This window comes from Salipiger sp. H15, from assembly GCF_040409955.1.
Classification (GTDB): domain Bacteria; phylum Pseudomonadota; class Alphaproteobacteria; order Rhodobacterales; family Rhodobacteraceae; genus Salipiger.
Genome location: NZ_CP123385.1, coordinates 753,492 through 776,060, shown reverse-complemented (window position 1 = coordinate 776,060; position 22,569 = coordinate 753,492). Strand labels below are relative to the sequence as shown.

Sequence of the window (22,569 nt, the reverse complement as noted above, 5' to 3'; positions counted from 1 at the left end):
GAAGGCCCGGCAAGCTTCTGTTGACCAAGCGCAAATCCGCGCCCCGGGCGTGATGTCCCGCTTGTGACGGAGTTCAAGATGACGACCCCACCGATCCCGCTCCACTCGATCTGGGCCGCCACCACGGGGCCCGCGCCGGATCTGCTGCCGCTCGGCGAGTCATGCCGGGCGGACGTGCTGGTGATCGGTGGCGGGTTCCAGGGCCTCTCGGGCGCGCTGCACCTTGCCGAGGCCGGGGTCGATACGCTGCTGCTCGAGGCAGAGGAGCCGGGCTTCGGTGCCTCGGGGCGCAACGGCGGGCAGGTGATCCCGGGGCTGAAGGATGATCCCGACGTGCTCGACGCGCTCTGGGGGCCGGAGGCCACGGCCTTCGCCGGCGCGACGGCGGACACGCTCTTTGCGTTGGTGGACCGGCTCGGCATCGACTGCGAGGCGGAGCGCGGCGGCTGGATCCAGGCGGGCAACAAGACGGTGCACCTTGCGGGGTTGCGGGCGCGCATGGCGCAGTGGCAGGCGCGGGGGGCGGACGTGGACTGGCTCGACGCGGGCGAGATCGCGCACGCGACCGGGGCGCGGGGCTTTCACGGCGGCTGGCGCGACCGGCGGGCGGGAAAGCTGCACCCGCTGAAGCTGGCCCACGGGCTCGCCCGCGCGGCGCAGCAGGCCGGGGCGCGGCTGCATTCCCGCTCGCCGGTCGCGGCGCTGGAGCGCGACGGCACCGGCTGGCGCGCCCGGCTGGCGGGCGGGATCGAGGTCCGGGCCGAGCGGGTGATCCTTGCCACCAATGCCTACACGCCGGGGGCGCTCGACCGCGACCTCTCGCGCGCCGTGGTGCCGGCGCACAGCTTCCAGATCGCCACCGAGCCACTTTCGGAGGAGGCGCTGGCGCGTGTCCTGCCGGGCGGCGTCTGCGTTTCGGAAATCCGCCGGGTCGGGACCTATTTCCGCCTCGGCCCGCAGAACCGGCTGATGATCGGCGGGCGGGGCAGCTTCCGCGAGCCCCGCGCGGCGGCGGATTTCGCCGGGCTCGAGGCCGAGTTCACGGCGCTCTTCGGCACCGGCTTCAGGATCGCGCACCGCTGGTTCGGCCGCGTCGGGATGACGCCCGACCACCGCATCCGGCTTGGCGAGCCCGCGCCGGGGATGCTGGCCGCCACCGGGTTCAACGGCCGGGGCGTGGCGCTGTCGGTGGCGCTGGGCAAGGCGATGGCCGAGTACCTCGCCCGCGGCGTTCCCCTGCCGATCCCGCCGGAGCCACGGATCCGCACGCTGCCGCTGCACGGGCTGCACCGGGTCTACGGCGGCGCGGCGATCCGCTTCTACCGCCTGCGCGACCGGCTGGACCGCTGAGGGCGAGGACCGCCCGAAACCGGTGGCCATCCCGGCGCGCTTCCCCCTAGAAAGGCAGAGACAATTCCGAGGAGGGACCATGCATTACGGCGACACGCGCCCGGAGATCCTGCGCTTCGACCCGTTCAACGCGATCGGCAACAGCCCGCACATGATCTGCCTTACCTCGGACGGGCTCAGGCATTCGGTGGGGGACGCGTTCCATAAGGCCGGGCTCACGCTTGGCACCAGCATCGAGACGGACGCGCCTTTCTTGGCCGAGAGCCCCGCCACGCTGGAGTGCGTCACGCTTTCGGTGACCGAGCCGGCCCGGCCCGGCGACTGAGCCGGGGAGGGGGAGAGTTGGTCGACACCGGAACCACGCTGCGCGACTGGCAGCCCGAGCTGCGCACCTTGCGCTACTTCCTCTGCGTGGCGGAGGAAAAGAACATGACCCGCGCCTCGGAGCGGCTGCGCATCGCGCAGCCCGCGCTCAGCCGGCAGATCGCCCGGCTCGAGAGCGACCTCGGGCTCAAGGTCTTCAACCGCACCGCGCGCGGCATGGAGCTGACCGAGGCGGGCGAGATCCTGCAGCGCCGGGCCTATGCGATCATGGCGCAGATCGCGCAGGCGCATCACGACGTCACCGCCCATGCCGAGCGGCCGCAGGGCGTGGTGGTGGTCGGCATGCCGCCGACGCCGGGAGAGTTCATCACTCCGCCGCTGCTCTCGCGGGTCAAGGCCGAATACCCCGAGATCGAACTGCGCTTCGTCGAGGGCTTCTCGAACGCGCTCGAGCACAAGCTCTCGCAGGGCGAGATCGGCCTTGCGGTGATGCATGACGCGCCGGTGCGGGAGGACATCGTCGCGACCGAGCTGCTGGTCGAGCATCTCAACGTCATCGGCCCCTGCGGGGCGTTCGACAAGGAGAGCTACACGCTGGCCGAGGCGGCGGCGATGCCGCTGATCATGCCGAGCCGGCCGAACTTCCTGCGCATCCTCGTCGACAAGCACGCCGACGAGATCGGTGCCGAGCTCAACATCGTGCAGCGGGTCGACGGCGTGTGGCACCTGAAATCCTTGGTCCGCCACGGCCACGGCTTCACCATCCTGACCTATGGCGGCGTGCTGTCGGAGGTGCAGAACGGCACGCTCGAGGCGCGCCCGATCGTGAAGCCGCAGATCGCCTGGACGCTCTGCACCGCCACCAAGGCCGACCAGCGCCGCAAGAAGGCGATCCAGGTGGTCGAGGCGCTGGTGCGCGACATCGTCGGCGGGCTCGTGGAGGCGGGCATCTGGCGTTGAGCCATGCCGCAAAGGTATCGCAACGATGATTTAACAGTATTTGAATCATCGCTGGCAATCGCCGAGGATCGCCTCGGACGGGTCCGGAGGAGGCCCGCAACCTTGGGAGGAACCATGTCTCTGAACGCAATTCTGCGGTCGTCGGCGCTTGCGCTCGCGGCTGCCACCGGCCTTGCCGCATCGGCGCAGGCGGACACCTACAAGTGGATCACCTTCAAGCCGCAGGGCGCCGGGGACGCGCAGGCGATCACCACGCAGTGGCTCGTGGACGAGTTCGCCAAGCGCACCGGCGGCAAGCACAGCATCGAGGTGTTCTGGGGCGGCTCAGTCGCCAAGACCGGCGAGATCCCCGAGGCGCTGGCCGCCGGCGTGGGCGATTTCGGCGACATCATCACCCCCTACTTCCCCGACCAGATGCCGCTCAACAACGCGGTCGGCTTCTTCATCCCGCAGCCGATGAACACGCTCGAGGTCGGGCAGTTCATGGAGGAGATGCACGCCACTTACCCGCAGTTCCGCGAGGAGCTGGAAAGCCAGAACATCCACGCCTTCGGCTTCCGCCCGCTCGAGGACTACGGCCTGCTCTGCACCAAGCCGGTGAAGAGCGCCGCCGACATGAAGGGCCTGCGCATCCGCTCCTACGGCTTTGCCTACCCGAAGCTGATCGAGGCGCTTGGTGCCTCGCCGGTGTCGATCGCCACGGCGGAGGCCTACGAGGCGCTGCAGCGCTCGATCATCGACTGCACGCCGATCGGACCGGCGCTGGCGCGCGGCTGGAAATACGACGAGGTCGCCAAGTACTACATCGAGGTGCCGCTTGGCGCCTCGTTCGGGCACCTGCTGGCGATGAACCTCGACAGTTACAACGGCATGGATGACGAGACCCGCGCCGTGGTGGACCAGCTCGGCAAGGACTACCTCGTGGAATACGCCCGCGTGGTGGACGAGGACGCCGCCCGCGTGCGCGAGCTCTGGAAGGGCGATCTGGCCGTCGAGGTGATCCCCTTCCCGCAGGAGGAACTGCTCGGAGCGCTGGACGATGCCGGCGTCAAGGACGTCCGGCAGGAGTGGATCGACAAGGCCACCGCGCTTGGCGTGCCGGCGGACGAGATCGTCAAGCACTTCGAGTTCGACACCCCGTCCTGACCGGACGTGACCGGTCCCGCGCCCGGGCCTGACCCCGGCGCGGGACCTTCCCCTCGCGAGAGTCCCTCTGATGCAAACGCTTGAAACCCTGCGCCGGCACTACGGCGCATTCCTGTCGCTGTGCGGCATGGCCGCCGGCGTGCTGATCTTCGCGGTGATGCTGCTGGTCGTGGCCAACGTGGTCATGCGCTACGTCTTCAACCAGCCGGTCGCCGGCACGCTCGAGCTGACCGAGAGTGCGCTGCCGCTGATCATCTTCCTGTCGCTGGCACTCACCCAGCTGCACGGCGGGCACATCAAGGTGGTGCTGCTGACCCAGCGCCTGCCCGAGGGCCTCGCCCGCGCGGCACGGGTGCTGGCGATGCTGGCGGGCTGCCTGCTTTTCGCCTGGGCGGCCTACGCGGGCTGGCTGATGGCGGCCAAGAGCCTTGCCATCGGCGAGCTCGAGCGCGGTGCGGTCCGCTTCCCGATCTGGCCGATCAAGTTCGCGATCTTCTTCGGCCTCGCGCTGCTGGCGGTGCAGTACCTGCTCGACGGGCTCTGGGTCGCGCTCGGCGGCACGCTCGACGAAACCGAGGAGGTGATGGAATGAGTTCGCTCCTGATTGGCGCAATCGGCGTCGCGGCGCTGTTCGGCGGCATCCTGATCGGCATCAACGTGATGGTGGTGCTGGGCCTCGTGGGCGCCTTCGGCCTTGCCTCGCTGGTCGGCTTCAAGGCCGCAACGGCGATCCTCGGCACGGTGTTCTTCGACACCACCCACAGCTTCCACTTCTCGGTCATCCCGCTCTTCCTGCTCATGGGCTTCTTCGCCATGCGCGCCGGGCTCGGCGAGGACCTTTTCGAGGCGACCACCAAGTGGCTCGGCAACCTGCGCGGCGGGCTCGCCATCTCGACGACGCTGGGCGCGGCGGCCTTCGGCGCGGCCTCGGGCTCGTCGGTGGGCACGGCGACGGTCTTCACCAAGCTGGCGCTGCCGCAGATGCTCGACCGGGGCTATGACAAAAGCCTCGCCTCGGCCTCGATCGCCATCGCCGGCACATTGGCGGTGATGATCCCGCCCTCGGCGCTGGTGGTGGTCTACGGCATCCTCACCGACAGCTCGATCGGCGCGCTGCTGATCGCCGGCTTCATCCCCGGCATCGTCTTTGCCCTCGTACTCTGCCTCGCCATCTGGCTGACCGTGCTGCGCAATCCCTCGCTGGCGCCGCAGGAGAGCTACAGCTTCACCCTGCGCGAGAAGATCGCCTCGCTGCGTCTGGCCGGGCCGCTGGTGCTGATCATCCTGCTGATCGTCGTGGGGCTCTACCTCGGCATCTTCACCCCGACCGAGGCGGGCGGGATCGGCGCCTTCGCGACGCTGCTGCTGGCGATCCTGCGGCACCGCGGCCTTGGCGGCGTCGAGCTGAAGAAGACCCTGCTCGAGACCATCCAGACCACGGCGATGATCTTCGGCATCCTGATCTGCGCGCTGGTCTTCTCGAAGTTCCTGGCGCTCTCGGGCGTGGCCAACGCGGTCGGCGGCTACCTGACCGGGCTCGACGTGAACCGCTGGGTGATCGTGCTGCTGGTCTCGCTGATCTACCTCGCGCTCGGGATGATGATGGACGCGCCGGCGCTGCTGGCGATCACCCTGCCGATCACCCACCCGGTGATGATGAAGCTCGGCTTCGATCCGATCTGGTTCGGCATCTACGTGGTGCTGCTGGTCGAGATCGGCGCGGTGACGCCGCCGGTGGGGATCAACTGCTTCGTCGTGCAGTCGGCCTCGAACGGGCGGGTCACGCTCGAGCAGGTGTTCAAGGGGCTGCTGCCCTTCGTGCTGGCGGGCTTCGCCATGCTGATCCTGCTCTGCCTGATCCCGCAGATCGCCCTCTTCCTGCCGGAGACGATGCTATGAGCATGACCCTCGACAGACCCCTCGCGCTTTGCGGCGCGGGGCAGGGCGGCCGGGCCGTCCTGCGGACCACCCTCACCTCGCCCTACGGGCGCAAGGTCCGCATGGCGGCGCAGGTGCTGGGGCTCTGGGACCGGATCGAGATGGTCCCCGCCGACACCCGCGATCCTTCGGACGACCTGCGCCTGCAGAACCCGCTCGGCAAGATGCCCTGCCTGATGACCGACGGCGAGACGCTCTACGACAGCCGGGTGATCCTCGAGTTCCTCGACACGCTGGCCGAGGGGCGTGGCCTCTTCCCGCGCGAGGGGCGCGAGAGATTCCACTGCCTGACCCGCGCCTGCCTTGCCGACGGGGTGACCGACGCCGCGCTGCTGATGGTCTACGAGGGGCGCTTCCGCGGCGCCGAGAAGATCTCGGACGAATGGCTGGCGCACCAGCGCGGCAAGGTCGAGCGGGGGCTTTCGGCGCTCGCCGCCCTGCCGCCGGATCCCACCCGCACCGATGCGGCAGGGGTCTCGCTCGCCTGCGCGCTCGGCTACCTCGACTGGCGCGCGCCGGTCAGCTGGCGCGACCGCTGGCCCGAGCTGGTGGACTGGCTGCACCGCTTCGCCGCCGCCGAGCCCGCCTTCAACGCCACGGAGGCGCCGCGATGACCGACTGGCCCGAACAACGCCTCGCCGCGCCCGATCCCGAGACCTACAGCGAGCGCCAGCGCGAGATCCACGAGGCCATCGCCTCGGGTCCGCGCGGCGGGGTGCGCGGCCCGCTCGCGGTCTGGCTGCACCGCCCCGAGCTGGCCGCGAAGGCGCAGGAACTCGGCCGCTACTGCCGCTACGACACAGCGCTCGAGCCGCGGCTGAGCGAGCTTGCCATCCTCACCATGGCCCGGCACTGGAGCGCCGAATACGAATGGTTCGCGCACAAGCCCCCGGCGCTGAAGGCCGGGCTCTCGCCCGAGCTGGTCGAGGCGCTGCGCACCGGCACCGAGCCGCCTTATGCCGATGACGAGGAGCGGGTGACCCACCGCGTCGCCGTCTCGGTGCTGACCACCAACGCCGTGCCCGACGCGCTCTACGCCGAGGCGGTGGAGCTGCTCGGCACCCAGCGGCTCGTCGATCTGGTCGGGGTCATCGGCTACTACACGCTGATCTCCGCCACGCTCAACGTGTTCCGCATCTCGCCGCCCGACGGCGCGCCCAAGGAGCTGACATGAACGACGCCCCCATCACCTGGAACCCGGACCGCAGCGCCCCGACGCTGGCGCTGCCCAAGGGCGCGACCGACTGCCACGTGCATGTCTTCGGCCCGGTCTCGCGCTTCCCCTACGCGCCCGAGAGCGGCTTCAAGCCCGGCGACGCGCCCAAGGAAGAGCTCTTCGCGCTGCATGACATGCTGGGCATCGAGCGCTGCGTGATCGTCCAGTCCGGCTGCCACGGCTTCGACAATTCGGTGGTCGCCGACGCCATGGCGGCGCGGCCGGGCCGCTACCTCGGTATCGCGCTGGCCTCGCCGGATATCACCGACCCGCAGATCAAGAAGCTGCACGCGCAGGGCTTTCGGGGCGTGCGCTTCAACTACATGTCCCACCTCGCCCCCGGCGCCACCCACGACCAGCTGCGCGCGCTTGCCCCCCGGCTGGCCGAGCACGGATGGCAGCTGCTGATCCACATGGAGGCGAAACTCATTGCCGATCTGGCGCCGGTGCTGGCCGCGCTGCCCTGCCCGGTGGTGATCGACCACATGGGCCGGATAGACGCCAGCCTCGGCATGGATCAGGCGCCCTTCGAGGAACTGATCCGGCTGGGCGAGAAGGATCACGTCTGGCTCAAGGTCTCGGGCTCCGAGCGCTGCTCGGTCGAGGCGCCTCCCTATGCCGACGCGACGCCCTTCGCCGCGAAGCTGGTGGAGCTCTACCCCGAGCGGACGATCTGGGGCACCGACTGGCCACACCCCAATTTCCGCGCCGCGCCGCCGGATGACGGCGTGCTGGTCGACACGCTGAAGGTGATCGCCCCCACCGAGGCGGCGCTGCACCGGCTGCTCGTGGACAATCCCGCGCGGCTTTACGATTTCGGAGACAGGACATGACCGGACGGCTGCAAGGCAAGGTCGCCATCATCACCGGCGCGGGCTGCGTCGGCCCCGGCTGGGGCAACGGTCGCGCCGCCTGCGTGCGCTTCGCAGAGGAGGGCGCGAAGATCTTTGCGGTCGACCTGCGCGCCGAGACGATGGACGAGACGCTGAGCCGCACCCGCGACGCGGGCGGCGAGGTCGAGCCGCACCTCTGCGACGTCACCGATCTCACCAGCGTCGAGGCCATGACGCAAGCCTGCATCGCGCGCTTCGGCCGGGTCGACATCCTCGTCAACAACGTCGGCGGCTCGGCCAAGGGCGGGGCGGCGCAGCTTTCCGAAGAGGATTGGGACCGGCAGATGGACTTCAACCTCAAGTCCGTCTACCTCACCTGCCGCTCGGTGTTGCCGCAGATGGAGGCGCAGGGCGCGGGCGCCATCGTCAACACCTCCTCGACCTCGGGGATGCGCTGGACCGGCGCGGCACAGGTGGCCTATGCCGCGTCGAAGGCGGCGGTGATCCAGTTCGGCAAGGTGACGGCGGTGGAATATGCGCCGAAGGGCGTTCGGGTGAACACCGTGGTGCCGGGGCAGCTGCACACGCCGATGGTCGAGGCGCGGCTCGCGGGCCAGCGCGCCGGCGGCGACGTCGATGCCCTGCTGGCGCAGCGGCTCGCGCGCATCCCGATGGGCTGGATGGGCGACGGGCGCGACACGGCGAACGCCGCGCTCTTCCTCGCCTCGGACGAGGCGCGCTTCGTCACCGGCACCGAGATCGTCGTCGACGGCGGCATGTCGGTGCGCTGCGACTGAGCCGCGGCGCTAGTCCCGCATCAGCGTGACGGTCTGGCCGTACTCCGCCAGCGAGGCGGCATGGACGTCGGAGATCTTGCTGGTTGCGCCCTGCGAAAGCTCGCAGGACACGCCGCAGATGGCCGACGCGATCGCCACGTGGAGGCGGTTCGTCCGGATTTTCCGGTGCGATCCGACAATCGCGAAGAAGGGCCAGACCGGGCTTCGGTCACTGCCGAACTCGGAAAGGTCGATTCCCTCGTCGCGCGCGCCCGCGGGGCGCTCCCTGTCGCGGCGCATGAATATCCCCTCGCCGCGGAGTTTCGGAAAGCGATATGCCGGGCTGAAGAAGGCCATATCGTGACAGAAACGGCCGGAGGGGTGATTTGCCGCGCTCTCGCCGCGCTCGCGGACCCAGAGCGTGCACTCCGGGTGCAGCCCGATGGACTGGGCCGGAAGGCCGCAGGTCGCGGGAAGAATGGTGCCTCCCTCATATGCCTGCGACGCCTGTGCCAATTTGGCGGAATGTCCATAGAGCGGGGAAATGGACCCGCCCGCGGTGAAAACCGGGTAGAATTGGTCCGGGGGATATTGGGCGCGGGTCTTCGCCATGTCCCGGCCAATCGCGCGGCTGCCGCGAAGCTCGATGAAGCCGAACCCGTGCCAGCGCAGGAAGTTTCGCGCGCCCTGGACGATCAGCGCGTCGCCCCAATTCCCCTTGTGGGAGACGAGGAGAATTTTCCGGCCCCTCGCTCGCGCGCGAATGTCATCCGCCAGCGCCTTGTAGAGGGAGGCCCAGTGCGGCGGGATGGACGGATTGGACTTGAAGAACATCAGGACCCTACAGGTGATCTGTCGCGGCGCGCGGCCCGCTTTCGCATCATCCGGCGGAAGCGGTACCAGGCCGAGGGATTGGCGACCTGGCGCACAATCGCGGCGTCCGGCTCGTTGTTGATCTCGCTCGGCAGCGAGGCGTGGGGAATGAGCGGCGGAATGGTCGCCAGCCCGGATTCGCGCAGGCTCAGCACCGAGTGCAGATGCTGGTCGACCGGGGCGCAGATATGGCGCGTTTCCTCGAGAAACCGCCGCGCGCCGCGCCGCGACCAGAGCAATGACGTCGTCCGCTTGGGGAAAACCTTGGCCCTGACAAGCGCGCAGCCCGGTGTCACCTCGGAAAGCGGCACGCAATGTTTCGCATTCTTCGGCGCATTCCCGAGATTCACCAGCTCCCAGCGCGGATCGGCGCTTTTGCGGATCTGCCCGATAAGCTGCCCCAACGTTCTCCAAAGATCGGCGGGAATCTCGGCATCATCCTCCAGCACAAGCCCCATCTCTTGCCCCGATTGCAGGAAGAGCTTCGCGGCGCGCTGATGAGAGCGGAAACAGCCGATCTCTCCATTTGAAAGATGGCGTCCGTAAAACAGAAGGCAGCGGAGCGAGGCGTAATAATTCAGGTCGGATTTCGTGAGAGCGCGGCCGTCCGTCGCAACAAGCCGGGTGAATACAATATTCTGGTCGCTCAAATCTTTGGTAATACGATTCAGCCGGTCTTTGCTTCGATCGAGATTAATGACTTGCACGTGCAAATTCTGCAAGAGTGGCTCCTCCCGTGACACTCTTGTCAGCTACACGGCGCGCGGCGTAGTTCGCAAGCCGGTTCTTTAATTGCGGCAGGTCGGCTGTGGCCATTCGGCGATACCCGATCGCGAAACTAAACCGGCGGGTTTAATTCCGCGCCTTATCGTCCCCTCCGGGTGCCGTCCCGAGCGCGGCAGGGGATCGGGGCGGCGCTGGTCCGCCGCCCCGGGGTGGTCTCAGTCCGCCAGTTCCTTGTTCGGGTCGTAATGCGCCAGCGTCTCGGCGAAGCGGCCGTTGATGTAGGCGCCCGAGGTGATCGGCTCGTATTTCGCCGGGTGGCCCGCGTCGACGCAGCTGTCGAGCGGCTGGATCACCGAGTCGTAGCTCGGGCCGAAGAAGAACGGGATCGAGTAGCGCTCGACGCCCGAGCGGTTGATCGCCCGGTGCACGGTCGAGGCGAAGAGGTCATTGGTCCAGCGCGCCATCTGGTCGCCGATGTTCACCACGAAATGGCCCGGCAGCGGCGGCGCGCTGATCCAGTCGCCGTCGGAGTTAAGCACCTGCAGCGCGCGGATGCGGGGGTCGTCCTGCGCGAGGATGGTGAAGCACTCGTAGTCGGAATGCGCGCCGATGCCGATCTGGCGCTCGTCCACCTCGCCCTCCTGCGGCGGGTAATGCAGCAGGCGCAGCGTCGCGAGGGGCCGCTCGACCAGCGCGTCGAAATGCGCCTCCTCGAGTTCCAGCGACAGGGCGAAGGCGTGCAGCAGCGCGTGCGACAGGCGCAGCATCTCGTCGTAATAGGCGGTCACATCGGCGCGGAAGGCGGCGTCGCCCTCGGGCCACTGGTTCGGGCCGTAGAGCACCTTGCCGGCCAGCACGTCGGGATCGTCCGCCGGGACCTCCAGCGCCATGTCCCAGCTTTCATGCAGGTCGCCGCGCGCGGTGGGGTCGGTGTTTTCCTCCAGCAGCGCCGCGTAGCCGCGGTTGTTGCGCGACTTGGCGACGTGGATCTTCAGCTTCTCGGCGTCGGGCAGGGCGAAGTAGCGCCGCGCGGTGGCGAAGGCGCCGTCGATCACCGCCTGCGGCACGCCGTGGTTCTTCACGTAGAAGAAGCCGATCTCCGAGCAGGCGCGGCGCAGCGCCAGCGCCAGTTCGCGCTTGGCGTCCTCGTCCTCGGTGAAGATCGGCGCAAGGTCGATCACGGGCAGTTCTTCGAAGGGCACGCGCTCGGCGTCGAGGCCGGTGTCCTTGAGCAGGCGCGGGCCGTTGCCGGTGGTGAGTGAGGTCATTCGGTCTCTCCTTTGGACGTGTCGGGGAAGCACAGCGCCTCCACGAAGTAGCGGGGCCCGGCGAAGTCGAAGCCGGGCTGGAAATAGTCCTTGCAGAAGGCAAGGAAGGCGCGGGTCTTGGGGGCCACGTAGCGCGGGTCGGGCACGCGCAGGGTGATGCGGCGCTCCTCGGTCTGCCACTCGGGCAGCACCGGCGCGAGATGGCCCTCGCGGACCTCGAGCTCGGTGAAGAAGGCGGGCAGGAGGGCAAGGCCCGCGCCGGCGACGGCAAAGTATTTCGTCGTCCAATAGTCGTTGGTGACGATGTCGGCGGGGGGCAGGATCTCGGCGCTGTCGCGTCCGTCGCTCAGCCGCCACGGCTGCACCCCCTCGGCGTCGCGGTAGATGACGCCCTTGTGGCGGGCGAGGTCGGCGACCGACCCGGGCGTGCCGTGCCCGGCAAGGTAGCGGGGGCTGGCGTAGAGCCCGTAGCGCAGCGTCGCCAGCACCTCGGCGCCGGGGCCGGAGGTGTCGTCGAAGGCGAGCACCGCGTCGAAGACCTTCTGCCGGCTCAGGTCGAGGAAGACCGAGGGCGCGAAGAACACGAGGTCGAGCTGGATCTTCGGATGCGCGGCGCGGAAGGCCTGCAGCATCTGCGCGTTGAGCGCCGTGCCGAACTCGCCCGAGGCGCCGACCCGCAGCACGCCCGCCGCGTCGTCCTGCATCGAGGCCACGGCGGCGGCGGTGTCGTCGCAGAGCGACAGGATGTGCTGGCCGCGCTCCAGCAGCACCCGCCCGGCGTCGGTCAGCTCGAGCGCGCGGCCGCGGCGGGCGAAGAGCTCGGCCCCGACCTCCTCCTCGAGCTGCTTCAGCTTGAGGCTGACCGAGGATTTCGGCAACCCGTGCAGGCGCGCCGCAACCGAGACCGAGCCGGTCTCGGCGACCTTGATGAAGGTGCTCAGCGCCTGAAAATTCATCAGTAATCGTCCATATTCTTGGATTCGAACCCGGAGAAACCGGATTTGCTGTCCATTTTTCTGAACATATGGCTTGAGATCGGGCAAGCAAATGCGCGTCGGGACTTGCCGGAATCACGGGTGGTCCGAGGAAAACGCACAAAAAGCGTACAGCCCGGCCGCCGGGCGCCAACAGGGAAAGGATCGTCTCATGACCAAACTGCGCAGCGCGCTCGCGACCGGCCTTCTGACCGTCTCGCTGCCCATGGCAGCCGCCGCCTTCGAGCTCAAATCCGAGCCGAAGGTTGCCTTCATCTATGCCTCGACCGTACAGGACGGCGGCTGGAACGAGGCGATCGACAAGGGCCGCGCCGCGGTCGCCGAGGAGCTGGGCCTCGACATCGCCGTGGCCGAGAACATCCCCGAGGAGGCCACCCGCCTGCGCGCGGCGATCGACCTCTACGTGCAGCGCGGCTACAACATCATCGTCGGCACCACCTACGGCTACAGCGAGGCGATGTACGAGGCGGCGCAGGCCTATCCCGACGTCGCCTTCTTCAACGCCTCGGGCGTGCACAACGGCGAGAACATGGAAAGTTTCTACGCCCGCACCTACGAGGCCTGGTACCTCGCCGGGATCGCCGCGGCCGAGGCTTCGGAAAGCGGCAAGATCGGCATGCTGGCGGGCTTCCCGGTGGGCGTGGTCAACTGGGACGTCAACGGCTTCGCCCGCGGCGCGCAGTCGGTGAAGCCGGGGATCGACACCACGGTCGTCTACACCAACAGCTGGTGGGATCCGGTGAAGGAAGGCCAGGTCTCGGAGGCGATCCTCGACCAGGGCGCCGATGTCATCGCCACCGACCTCTCCGCTGCCTCGGCCCTCAACGCGGCCGAAGAGCGCGGCGCGGGGGCGATCGGCTACCAGATCGACATGACGGCGGCGGCGCCCGAGCACATCCTGACCTCGGTGGTGTTCAACTGGGACGCCTATCTCACCCCGCGCATCAAGGCGGTGATCGACGGCAGCTGGGATCCCGAGGAATGGGGCTGGTTCGAGGGGCTCGAGTCGGGCGTTGTCGACCTTGCGCCCTTCGGGCCTTCGGTCAGCGAGGAAACCAAGGCGAAGGTTGCCGAGGCCAAGGCGCAGATCATTTCGGGCGAGCTTCAGCCCTTTGCCGGACCGCTGATGTCGCGCGACGGCGGCGAGGTGGTGGCCGCGGGCGAGGTGCTGCCCGACGACGCGCTCTGGACCATGGACTTCTTCGTCCAAGGCATCACCGGGACCATGCCGGCCAGCGAATGACGCCTTCGGAAGACATGCCCATCGCGCATCCCGGGCCGCATGACGGTCCGGGGCGCGCGCCCGCGCTCTTGCTGCGCGGGATCGACAAGTCCTTCGACGGGCACCGCGCGCTCGACGGGGCGGGCTTCCGCCTCGAATGGGGCGAGGTGCACGCGCTGGTGGGTGAGAACGGCGCCGGCAAGTCGACGATCATGAACGTGGCGACGGCGGTCTATGCCGCCGATGCGGGCGAGGTGATCGTCGATGGCCGCGACGTGCCGCTGCGCGGTCCCGCCGACGCGATGGCCGCGGGGCTCGGCATGGTGCACCAGCATTTCCGGCTGGTCGGCAGCTTCACCGTGGCCGAGAACGTCGCGCTGTCGCTGCGCGGGGCGGGGCAGAAGGTGAGCGTCGCCGAGGCCGCGCGGCTGCTGGCGGCGCGCGCCGCCGAGCTTGGATTCCGGCTCGATCCCGCCGCGCGGGTGGATGAGCTGTCGATCGCCGAGCGCCAGCGGGCCGAGATCCTGAAGGTGCTGCTGCTGGGAGCGGGGATCCTGATCCTCGACGAGCCCACCGCCGTGCTCACCGCCGACGAGGCGCAGGCGCTGCTGACGCTGGTCCGCCGCCTTGCAGGCGAGGGCAGGGCGGTCGTGCTGATCACCCACAAGCTGCGCGAGGTCGCCGCCTATTCCGACCGGATCACCGTGATGCGGCAGGGCCGCACGGTGCTCGACGCCGCCCCGGCGGAGGGGCTGGCGATGGACGAGGTGGCGCGGCTCGCCGTGGGCGAGATGCCTGCCGTCCCGCCGCGCGCCGCCGCGAGGCCGGGCGCGCCGCTGCTTTCGGTCGCGGGGCTGACGGCGCGCCGCGGCGACGGCAGCCGCGCGCTCGACGCGCTGTCGCTCGAGCTTGCCGAGGGCGAGGTGCTTGGCATCGCCGGGGTCGGCGGCAACGGCCAGTCGGAACTCGTCGACCTGCTGTCGGGCCTGCGCCGTCCCGAGGCCGGGACGATCGGCCTTGGCGGGACCGACCTGCTTGCCGCCTCGCCCGCCGCGCGCCGCGCCGCGGGGCTTCGCGTGGTGCCCGCCGACCGTTTCGACAGCGCCATGGCGCCCGGGCTCACGCTTGCCGAGAACCTTGCCCTGACCGGCGTCGGCTCCGACCGCTTCGGCGGGCGCTGGCTGGTCGACCGCCGCAAGATGCGCCGCGAGGCGGAGCGGCTGATCGCGGAACATGAGGTGCGTGGCGGCGGTCCCGCCACCCCTGCCTCGCTGCTCTCGGGCGGCAATGCCCAGAAGCTGCTGCTGGCGCGTGAGGTCTCGGATGGCGCGCGGCTGCTGGTGGCCCATTCCCCTTCGCGCGGGCTCGACCTGCGCGCGACCCGGGCGGGGCATGGCGCCATCGCCGAGGGTGTCGCGCGCGGAATGGCCTGCCTGCTGATCAGCGAGGACCTCGAAGAGATCATGTCCCTCTCCACCCGCGTTTGCGTCATCAACAACGGCCGGCTCAGTGCTCCAATGCCGGCGGGCGAGGTCACCTCGGACCGGCTCGGCAAGCTCCTGGTGGGCCATGCTTGACGGCGCGCTGCTGATCCGCCGCCAGAGGGTGCCGCTGCGGCTGAGCGCGGCGAGCTACCTCGGCGGCCTCGTCTTCGGGCTGGCGCTGGCGGCGCTGCTCCTCGTGCAGCTGGGCGTGCCCGCCTCCGCGCTCTGGCAGGAGTTCGTCGTGCAGACCTTCCTCACCTCGCAGGGCCTCGGCCAGACGGTCACCGCGATGATCCCGCTGGTGCTGGTCGGCCTCGGAACGGCGCTGGCGCTGCGGGTGCAGTTCTGGAACATCGGCATCGAGGGCCAGCTCTGGCTCGGCGCGATGGCGGCGACCTGGGTGTCGATCCACGATGCCGGGCCCGAGCCGCTCCGCCTGCCGCTCATGCTGGCGCTGTCGATGCTGGCGGGCGCGCTCTGGATCGCGATGCCGCTGGCGCTGAAGCTGATGTGGGGCGTGAGCGAGGTGATCTCGACGCTGCTCCTCGGCTCGATCGCCTTCTTCTGGGTGCAGCACCAGCTCTTCGGCGCCTGGCGCGACGGCACCACGGGCTTTCCCACCTCACCGACGCTGGACGCCGCCGAGCGGCTGCCGCTGCTCGGCTGGGGGCAGGTGCACGCGGGGCTCTGGCTGGCGCTTGCCGCCGTGGCGCTTGCCGCACTGGTGATCGGGGTGACCCGGCTCGGGTTTTACGCCCGCGCGGTCGGTGCCAACCGGCGCGCGGCTCGGGCGGCGGGGCTGCCGGTACTGCTGACCGTCGCGGTCTTCGTGCTGGGCTCTGGCGCGCTCTGCGGGCTCGCGGGCGCGGTGATCGTCACCGGCACCGAGTTCCGTCTCAGCCAGTCGATCGGCGCGGGCTACCTCTTCAGCGGCATCGTCATCGCCTATCTCGCGCGGTCGAACCCGCTGGCGGTGCTGGTGGTCGGCTTCCTGCTGGGCGGGCTCACCACCGCGGGCGGCGTGCTGAAGGTGTTCTACGGCATATCCGAGGCGATGGTGCTGCTGGTGCAGGGGGTGGTGCTGCTCTCGGTTCTGGCGGCGCAGCTTTTCGCCGAGTACCGCGTCGTCGCACGGAGGCCGGCATGAGCGATTTCCTCCTTGCATGGCTTACCGTGCTGCCGGGCTACGTGGTGCCGCTGCTGCTGGCCAGCCTCGGCGTGGTGCTGTCGGAGCGGGCCGGGGTGCTGAACCTCTGCCCCGAGGGCTTCATGGCGGTGGGCGCGATGACCGGGGCGCTGCTCTGCCTCGCGGGGCAGGGGCCGTGGCTCGGCATCCTCGGCGGCACGGCGGCGGGGATCGGCCTTTCGGCCGTCTTCGGCCTTGCCGTGGTGGTGTTCCGCGTCGAGCAGACATTGGCCGGACTGGCCACCGTGGCGCTCGGGCTCGGCATCACCGGCGTCGTCGGCCGCGCCTCGGTGCAGAAGCCCTTCCCGGGCCTGCCGCGCCTGTCCGAGACCGCGTGGGGGGCGGACCTGCCGCGGCTGCTGGGTCAGCAGACGCTGCTGGTGCCGCTGGCGCTGCTGCATCTGGCGGCGGTCGCGTGGTTCCTGTCGCGCAGCGCGGCGGGGCTGCGCCTGCGGGCGGTGGGCGAGGATCCGGCGGCGGCGGATGTCGCCGGGGTCGACGTGCAGCTGGTGCAGCTGGGCGCGGTGCTGGCGAGCGGCGCCTTCGGCGGGCTCGCGGGGGCCTTCCTGTCGGTCGCCTCGGCGCATGTCTGGGTCGAGGGCATGGTGGCGGGCCGCGGCTGGGTGGTGATCGCGCTGGTCATCTTCGCGCGCTGGCGCCCGCTGCGCTGCCTTGGCGCCGCGATCCTCTTCGGCGGGACCGAGGCGGTCATGCCGCGATTGCAGGCGCTCGGCGTCGATTTCCCGGTCTATCTCGGGGCGATGCTGCCCTACGTGCTGACGCTGGGCGTGCTGGCGCTGGCCTCGATGCGCCGCGGTGCGCGCAGCGGCGCGCCGGCGGCGCTGGGGCTCAGCTACCTGCGGCAGGACAAGCACTGACCCGCCTGCGGAGCGTATCGAGATGGGCCGACAAGCGGGAGACCGCGCAGTGTCAGCAGCCTATTCTCCCCCCGCCCGATCGGTGGCATGGTAAATAGTTAATGAAAGGTTGCGGCGGGTGGCATCGCCCGCGCGCGGCCAGCGCCTTGCCGTCGGCGCGGATCCAGCGCGGCGTTGTTCCGGGTGCCTCCCACATGCTTCTCGATCTCGGCTCCTACGCGCCCCAGGGCGCCCTTCTTCTGGTTGCCGCCGTCTTCGCCATCTTCCTGAGCGAGCGTTTCGCCGCCGAGGTCACGGCGCTTGGCGGCGTGGCGGTCGCGCTTGCGCTGGGGCTCGTCAGCACCGACGACGTCCTCAAGGCGCTCAGCAACTCCGCCCCCGCCACGATCGGCGCGATGTTCGTGCTGAGCGCCGCGCTGGTGCGCACCGGCGTACTCGAGGCGGTGGCCGAGGCGCTCGGCCGTGGCATGGCGCTGCGCCCGAAGCTGACGATCCTGCTCTTCTTCGCGATGGCCGGGGTCGCCTCGGCCTTCATGAACAACACGCCGGTGGTGATGATCCTGATCCCGGTGGTCTTCGGACTTGCCCGCCAGCTCGGGACCGGCGCCTCGCGCTTCCTCATGCCGCTCAGCTTCGTGGTGATCATGGGCGGCACCTGCACGCTCATCGGCACATCGACCAACATCCTCGTGGACGGTGTCGCCCGCGACCTCGGCATGCCGGCCTTCTCGCTCTTCGAGATCGCCCCGCTCGGTGTCGCGCTGGCGGTGATCGGCAGCCTCTTCCTCGCGGTCGCCGCGCCGCGCCTGCTGCCCGAGCGCATGGCGCTGGCCGAGGTGCAGGCGCCGCGCAGCGGACGGTCGTGGCGGGTCGAGCTCTTCGTGCCCGCGACCTCGCCGCTGGTCGGCCGCAGCGTCGGCGACGTGCCCGATTTCAGGCGCAGCGCCACGCGGCTCGTGGACCTGATCCGCGACGACGTCTCGCTGCGGCGCAGCCTGTCGCGGGAAGTCCTGCAGCCGGGCGACCGGGTCGTGCTGCATGCCTCGGATGCCGAGGTGGCGGGCTACAGGGGCGAAAGCTCGCGCGGGCTTGCCATCCCCGGTCTCGAACCCGCCAACGCCCGGCGCCACCAGGTGATCGAGGCGCTGGTGAAGGACCGCAAGGGCGTCTTCGCCGAGCTCGGATGGCGGCGCAGCCATGGCGTCTACCCGATCGCCGTGCACCGGCACGGCAGCGCGCTCGACATGCTGGACGAGAAGCTGCACCTGCGCCCGGGGGACACTGTGCTTCTCGACGGTCCGGCCGAGGACATCGCACGGCTGGCGCGGGACGAGGACCTCATCCTGCTTGCCCCGCTCCAGGCCCGCGCCTACCGGCGCGACAAGGCGCCGATCGCGATCGGCGTGCTGGCCATGGTGGTGCTGGGCGCGGCGCTCGAGCTCGCGCCGATCCTGCCGCTGGCGATCATCGGGGCGGCCATCGTGCTGCTGGCGCGCTGCGTCGAGCCCGACGAGGGGATCGGCGCGATCGACGGTCGCCTGCTGCTGCTGATCGTCAGCATGCTGGTGCTGGGCACCGCGATGGAGCGCAGCGGGGCCATGGCGCTGATCGTCGACGGGCTCTCGGTGCCGCTGGCCAAGCTCAGCCCGATCCTCGCGCTGGCGCTCATCTACGCGGTGACCTCGGTGCTGACCGAGGTGGTCACCAACAACGCGGTCGCGGTCATCATGACACCCATAGCCGTCGGGGTCGCCACCGCGCTGGGGCTGGATCCGCGCGCCTTCGTCGTGGTCGTGATGTTCGGCGCCAGCGCCAGCTTCGCGACGCCGATCGGCTACCAGACCAACACGATGGTCTACAACGCCGGCGGCTACCGCTTCACCGACTTCCTGCGCCTCGGCCTGCCGATGAACATCCTCGCCGGCGTGGTGACGGTGCTGCTGGCGCCGGTGTTCTGGCCGCTGCAACCCTAGCGGCGGGATCAGGGCCAGAGCATGTAGACATAGCCGGCGTAGCCCGCGAGCAGCGCCATCCCCTCGCGCCGGTCGATGCGGCGCCCGGTGGCGGCGAAGAGCACCAGCAGGGCGGAGACGCCGACCATCAGCGGCGCGTCGAAGCGCACGATCTCGCCGGGCACCGCGCTCGGGGCGATGAGCGCCGTGGTGCCGCCGATGCCGAGGATGTTGTAGATGTTCGACCCCACGATGTTGCCGAAGGCGACGTCGCCCTGCCGCTTCAGCGCGGCGATCACCGAGGTCACAAGCTCCGGCATCGAGGTGCCGACCGCGACGATGGTCAGGCCGATCACCGTTTCTTCGATGCCGTAAGTTCGGGCGAGGGCGACCGCGCCCTGCACCAGCAGCGCCCCGCCGAAGACCACGAGGGCCAGCCCGGCAAGGGCGAGCCCCAGCGGGACGATCATGCCGCGCCGGCGCGAGGGTCGGCCGAGGCCGGGGTCCGCCTGCAGCAGGGCGGCGCTCTTGTCATGCACCGCGCCGTGTTCGCCCGTGGTGCGCTCCTGCCGGATGACGATTCCGATGTAGGTGACCAGCGCGGCGACGAAAAGCGCGCCCAGAAGCCGGTCCATCGGCAGCACGAAGGCCAGCGCCGCGAAGAGCGCCGCCACCGCGAGCATCAGCGCCGCGTCGCGCCGCAGCGCCGACTCGGCGACGATCACCGGGCAGATCAGCGCGGAAATCCCGCCGATCAGCAGGATGTTTGCGATGTTCGAGCCCACCACGTTGCCATAGGCGATGCCGGGCGAGCCCGAGAGTCCGGCCTGCACGGAGGTCACCAGCTCGGGCATCGAGGTCCCGAAACCGACCAGCGTCAGCCCGATGACGAGCGGCGAGACGCCGAGCCGTTCCGCCACCTGGACCGCCCCGCGCACCAGGAATTCGCCGCCGGCAACCAGCAGCACGAGCCCCGCGACGAGCGGAAGCCAAGTCTCGACCATGTTCAACTCCAATGCCGGCAACCCGGCCTGTCGCGAAGCAGGTGGCGATCGGTGGGAAGACCTTCAAGGGGAGGGACTTGCGCCGCGAATTGACAAGTCGCACGCTTTGGCGGACGATCTCCGAATGGGGACTTGCGATCTCCCCACGAGGCGACAGCCGAAGCTCGCGTTCCATTCACATCCGGACCTCTGGAGGAACGCTCATGCCTGCGCCTGATGCGATTACCAATGACAAGCTTTCGAAGCTGATCGGCACACCGAAGTGCCCCACAATTCTCGACGTCCGGCGCGACCCGATCCGCGCCGAGGACCCGCGCCTCGTTCCGGGCGCGCGGGCGTTGACCGATGCCGACATGGCGCCCGAAACGCTTGATGCCCTCATCGGCGAGCTCTCCGGGCCGATCGTGGTCACCTGCGCCGAGGGCCATGGCCGCAGCCAGGGGCTGGCGGCGCTGCTGCGCAGCCGCGGCATCGCGGCGGAATATCTCGAACAGGGCCACGATGGCTGGCGCGCGGCGGGGCTGCCGCTGGTCAACGCCCATGCCATCACCCGCCGCGACGCCGCGGGCCGCAGCCTCTGGGTCACCCGCTCGCGGCCCAAGATCGACCGCATCGCCTGCCCTTGGCTGATCCGGCGCTTCGTCGATCCGCGCGCGGTCTTCCTCTATGTCGCGCCCGCCGAGGTGGCCTCGGTTGCCAAGACCTTCGGCGCCATGCCCTTCGACATCGAGGACGTGTTCTGGAGCCACCGCGGCGAGCTTTGCAGCTTCGACACGATGCTCGAGGAATTCGGCCTCTCGACCCCCGCGCTTGCCCGGCTCGCGCGCATCGTGCGCGACGCCGATACCGCGCGGCCCGACCTTGCGCCCGAGGCGCCGGGGCTGCTGGCCGCCTCGCTGGGCCTGTCGCGGATGTACTCGGATGACCTCGAGCAGCTCGAGGCCGGGATGGCGCTCTACGATGCCTTCTACCGCTGGTGCCGGGATGCGACCGAGGAAACCCACAACTGGCCGACCAACCGGCCGGGAGGGGCGCGATGACCGATGCGGCATTCCGGCCCGTCGAACCCGAGCGGCAGGTGTACGCCTGGCCGAACCTTGCCAAGGCGACCGCGGTCTGGGCGCGGGTCGCGGCGCTGTCCTTCGGCGGCCCCGCCGGGCAGATCGCCGTCATGCACCGGATCACCGTCGAGGAGGAGCGCTGGCTCGGCGATGCGCGGTTCCTGCATGCGCTCAACTTCTGCATGCTGCTGCCCGGCCCCGAGGCGCAGCAGCTCGCCACCTACATCGGCTGGCTCATGCACGGCACGCGCGGCGCGCTGATCGCCGGAGGCCTCTTCATCCTGCCCGGCCTGCTGTCGATCATGGCGCTGAGCTGGATCTACGTCCTCTGGGGCGAGAGCGCGCTCGTCTCGGGGCTCTTCTTCGGGCTGAAGGCGGCGATCTTCGCCATCGTGCTGCAGGCGCTCCTGCGCATCGGGCAGCGGGCGCTGAAGAACGGCGCGATGCGCGCCATCGCCGCCCTGTCCTTCATCGCGATCTTCGCCTTTGCCGTGCCCTTCCCGCTGATCGTCGCCGGTGCGGCGCTGATCGGCTTCCTCGGCGCGCGTGCAGGGCTTCCGGCCTTCGCGCCCGGAGGCGGGCACGGCAGCCACGCGGGACCGCAGGTCGCGGATGCCGAGACGCTGCTCGGGGACGAGAGCCTCGAGATGCCCGCCGCGGCGCGGCGCAGCGCCCTGATCGCAGGGCTTGCCGCGCTCGCGCTCTGGCTGCTGCCGGTGGCGGCGCTGGTGCTGCTGCTCGGCCCCGGCAACGTCTTTTCGGGCATCGCGCTCTTCTTCTCGAAGATGGCCGTGGTGACCTTCGGCGGCGCCTATGCCGTTCTGGCCTATGTCGCGCAGGAGGCGGTCGGCACCTATGGCTGGCTCTCGGCGGGCGAGATGCTCGACGGGCTCGGCATGGCCGAGACGACGCCCGGCCCGCTCATCATGGTGCTGCAGTTCGTCGGTTTCCTCGGCGCCTACCGCGAGGCGGGCGGGATCTGGGCGGCAACCCTCGGTGGCCTGCTGGCGACCTGGGTCACCTTCGCGCCCTGCTTTGCGTGGATCCTGCTCGGCGCGCCGTGGATGGAGCGGCTGCGCCGAAACCAGGGCCTCGCCTCGGCCCTGACGGCGGTCACCGCGGCGGTGGTGGGCGTGATCCTGAACCTTGCGATATGGTTCGCCATCCACCTGATCTGGACCGATGTCTTCCTGCTGGAGGCGGGCCCGCTCAGGATGCAGCTGCCGCGCCTTGTCGAGATCAACTGGGCCGCCGCGCTGCTCTCCGCGGCCGCCGTCCTTGCGGTCTTCCGGCTGAAGCTGGGCGTCGCGTCGGTGCTTGGCGGCGCGGCGCTTGCAGGGGTGCTGCTCAGCCTCTGGGGGATCGCGTGAACGTGGC

At 69.8% G+C, this 22,569-nt stretch carries 22 protein-coding genes; 17 read left to right on the top strand and 5 right to left on the bottom strand.

Translation table 11 applies throughout. The features are described from left to right. Positions 1–78 precede the first annotated feature (78 nt). The 10 genes from PVT71_RS17900 (at position 79) to PVT71_RS17855 (ending at position 8,564) form a co-directional block, all read left to right on the top strand. Positions 79–1,350 (top strand): FAD-dependent oxidoreductase, encoded by a 1,272-nt coding sequence (locus PVT71_RS17900; RefSeq protein WP_353475424.1) that lies wholly within the window; start codon positions 79–81, stop codon positions 1,348–1,350. Between the two features lie 79 nt (positions 1,351–1,429). Then, entirely contained in the window at positions 1,430–1,675 is a 246-nt protein-coding gene (locus PVT71_RS17895; protein ID WP_353475423.1) for a hypothetical protein, read from the top strand. A gap of 17 nt (positions 1,676–1,692) precedes the next feature. Then, the gene (locus tag PVT71_RS17890; RefSeq protein ID WP_353475422.1) at positions 1,693–2,634 is read left to right on the top strand and encodes a LysR family transcriptional regulator; all 942 of its coding nucleotides are present in this window, start codon (positions 1,693–1,695) and stop codon (positions 2,632–2,634) included. Between the two features lie 114 nt (positions 2,635–2,748). Beyond that, positions 2,749–3,780, top strand: a complete 1,032-nt coding sequence (locus PVT71_RS17885; RefSeq protein ID WP_353475421.1) for a C4-dicarboxylate TRAP transporter substrate-binding protein — start codon at positions 2,749–2,751, stop codon at positions 3,778–3,780. Positions 3,781–3,850: 70 nt separating this feature from the next. Then, positions 3,851–4,372 carry a TRAP transporter small permease subunit gene (locus PVT71_RS17880; RefSeq protein WP_353475420.1) on the top strand — a complete coding sequence of 174 codons (522 nt, stop codon included), beginning with the start codon at positions 3,851–3,853 and terminating at the stop codon, positions 4,370–4,372. Next, complete coding sequence (locus PVT71_RS17875) at positions 4,369–5,679, top strand: TRAP transporter large permease (RefSeq protein WP_353475419.1); 1,311 nt, start codon at positions 4,369–4,371, stop codon at positions 5,677–5,679. Before PVT71_RS17880 ends, PVT71_RS17875 begins: the two co-directional genes overlap by 4 nt. Further along, complete coding sequence (locus tag PVT71_RS17870; protein ID WP_353475418.1) at positions 5,676–6,332, top strand: glutathione S-transferase N-terminal domain-containing protein; 657 nt, start codon at positions 5,676–5,678, stop codon at positions 6,330–6,332. Before PVT71_RS17875 ends, PVT71_RS17870 begins: the two co-directional genes overlap by 4 nt. Further along, positions 6,329–6,892: a carboxymuconolactone decarboxylase family protein gene (locus PVT71_RS17865; RefSeq protein WP_353475417.1), complete on the top strand. Its 564-nt coding sequence runs from the start codon at positions 6,329–6,331 to the stop codon at positions 6,890–6,892. Before PVT71_RS17870 ends, PVT71_RS17865 begins: the two co-directional genes overlap by 4 nt. Further along, positions 6,889–7,767 (top strand): amidohydrolase family protein, encoded by an 879-nt coding sequence (locus PVT71_RS17860; RefSeq protein ID WP_353475416.1) that lies wholly within the window; start codon positions 6,889–6,891, stop codon positions 7,765–7,767. Before PVT71_RS17865 ends, PVT71_RS17860 begins: the two co-directional genes overlap by 4 nt. Beyond that, positions 7,764–8,564 carry an SDR family NAD(P)-dependent oxidoreductase gene (locus PVT71_RS17855; RefSeq protein WP_353475415.1) on the top strand — a complete coding sequence of 267 codons (801 nt, stop codon included), beginning with the start codon at positions 7,764–7,766 and terminating at the stop codon, positions 8,562–8,564. The genes PVT71_RS17860 and PVT71_RS17855 overlap by 4 nt, the downstream gene beginning before the upstream one ends. A gap of 9 nt (positions 8,565–8,573) precedes the next feature. Here the strand turns inward: PVT71_RS17855 and PVT71_RS17850 are convergent, their stop codons facing one another. The 4 genes from PVT71_RS17850 to PVT71_RS17835 form a co-directional block, all read right to left on the bottom strand. Next, a complete protein-coding gene (locus tag PVT71_RS17850) occupies positions 8,574–9,377 on the bottom strand; it encodes a hypothetical protein (RefSeq protein WP_353475414.1) in 804 nt (267 codons plus the stop codon). Beyond that, the gene (locus PVT71_RS17845) at positions 9,377–10,138 is read right to left on the bottom strand and encodes a glycosyltransferase family 25 protein (protein ID WP_353475413.1); all 762 of its coding nucleotides are present in this window, start codon (positions 10,136–10,138) and stop codon (positions 9,377–9,379) included. Before PVT71_RS17845 ends, PVT71_RS17850 begins: the two co-directional genes overlap by 1 nt. 219 nt (positions 10,139–10,357) lie before the next feature. Then, positions 10,358–11,410: a 2-oxoglutarate and iron-dependent oxygenase domain-containing protein gene (locus tag PVT71_RS17840; protein WP_353475412.1), complete on the bottom strand. Its 1,053-nt coding sequence runs from the start codon at positions 11,408–11,410 to the stop codon at positions 10,358–10,360. Next, positions 11,407–12,366 (bottom strand): LysR substrate-binding domain-containing protein, encoded by a 960-nt coding sequence (locus PVT71_RS17835; RefSeq protein ID WP_353475411.1) that lies wholly within the window; start codon positions 12,364–12,366, stop codon positions 11,407–11,409. Before PVT71_RS17835 ends, PVT71_RS17840 begins: the two co-directional genes overlap by 4 nt. 190 nt (positions 12,367–12,556) lie before the next feature. Here PVT71_RS17835 and PVT71_RS17830 point away from each other — a divergent pair, with 190 nt between their 5' ends. From PVT71_RS17830 to PVT71_RS17810, 5 genes are all read left to right on the top strand, one after another. After that, on the top strand, positions 12,557–13,648 hold the full coding sequence (locus PVT71_RS17830) for a BMP family ABC transporter substrate-binding protein (protein WP_353475409.1): 1,092 nt from the start codon (positions 12,557–12,559) through the stop codon (positions 13,646–13,648). Continuing rightward, complete coding sequence (locus PVT71_RS17825; RefSeq protein WP_353475408.1) at positions 13,645–15,204, top strand: ATP-binding cassette domain-containing protein; 1,560 nt, start codon at positions 13,645–13,647, stop codon at positions 15,202–15,204. The genes PVT71_RS17830 and PVT71_RS17825 overlap by 4 nt, the downstream gene beginning before the upstream one ends. Then, complete coding sequence (locus PVT71_RS17820; RefSeq protein WP_353475407.1) at positions 15,197–16,258, top strand: hypothetical protein; 1,062 nt, start codon at positions 15,197–15,199, stop codon at positions 16,256–16,258. The genes PVT71_RS17825 and PVT71_RS17820 overlap by 8 nt, the downstream gene beginning before the upstream one ends. Then, on the top strand, positions 16,255–17,175 hold the full coding sequence (locus PVT71_RS17815; protein ID WP_353475406.1) for an ABC transporter permease: 921 nt from the start codon (positions 16,255–16,257) through the stop codon (positions 17,173–17,175). Before PVT71_RS17820 ends, PVT71_RS17815 begins: the two co-directional genes overlap by 4 nt. Before the next feature lie 194 nt (positions 17,176–17,369). Further along, the gene (locus tag PVT71_RS17810; protein WP_353475405.1) at positions 17,370–19,148 is read left to right on the top strand and encodes an SLC13 family permease; all 1,779 of its coding nucleotides are present in this window, start codon (positions 17,370–17,372) and stop codon (positions 19,146–19,148) included. 8 nt (positions 19,149–19,156) lie between these two features. Here the strand turns inward: PVT71_RS17810 and PVT71_RS17805 are convergent, their stop codons facing one another. After that, positions 19,157–20,131, bottom strand: coding sequence for a calcium/sodium antiporter (locus PVT71_RS17805; RefSeq protein ID WP_353475404.1), 975 nt, complete (start codon positions 20,129–20,131; stop codon positions 19,157–19,159). 203 nt (positions 20,132–20,334) lie between these two features. Here PVT71_RS17805 and PVT71_RS17800 point away from each other — a divergent pair, with 203 nt between their 5' ends. Further along, positions 20,335–21,171, top strand: a complete 837-nt coding sequence (locus PVT71_RS17800; RefSeq protein ID WP_353475403.1) for a sulfurtransferase/chromate resistance protein — start codon at positions 20,335–20,337, stop codon at positions 21,169–21,171. Then, positions 21,168–22,562 (top strand): chromate efflux transporter, encoded by a 1,395-nt coding sequence (gene chrA, locus PVT71_RS17795; RefSeq protein ID WP_353475402.1) that lies wholly within the window; start codon positions 21,168–21,170, stop codon positions 22,560–22,562. Before PVT71_RS17800 ends, chrA begins: the two co-directional genes overlap by 4 nt. Positions 22,563–22,569: the final 7 nt, after the last annotated feature.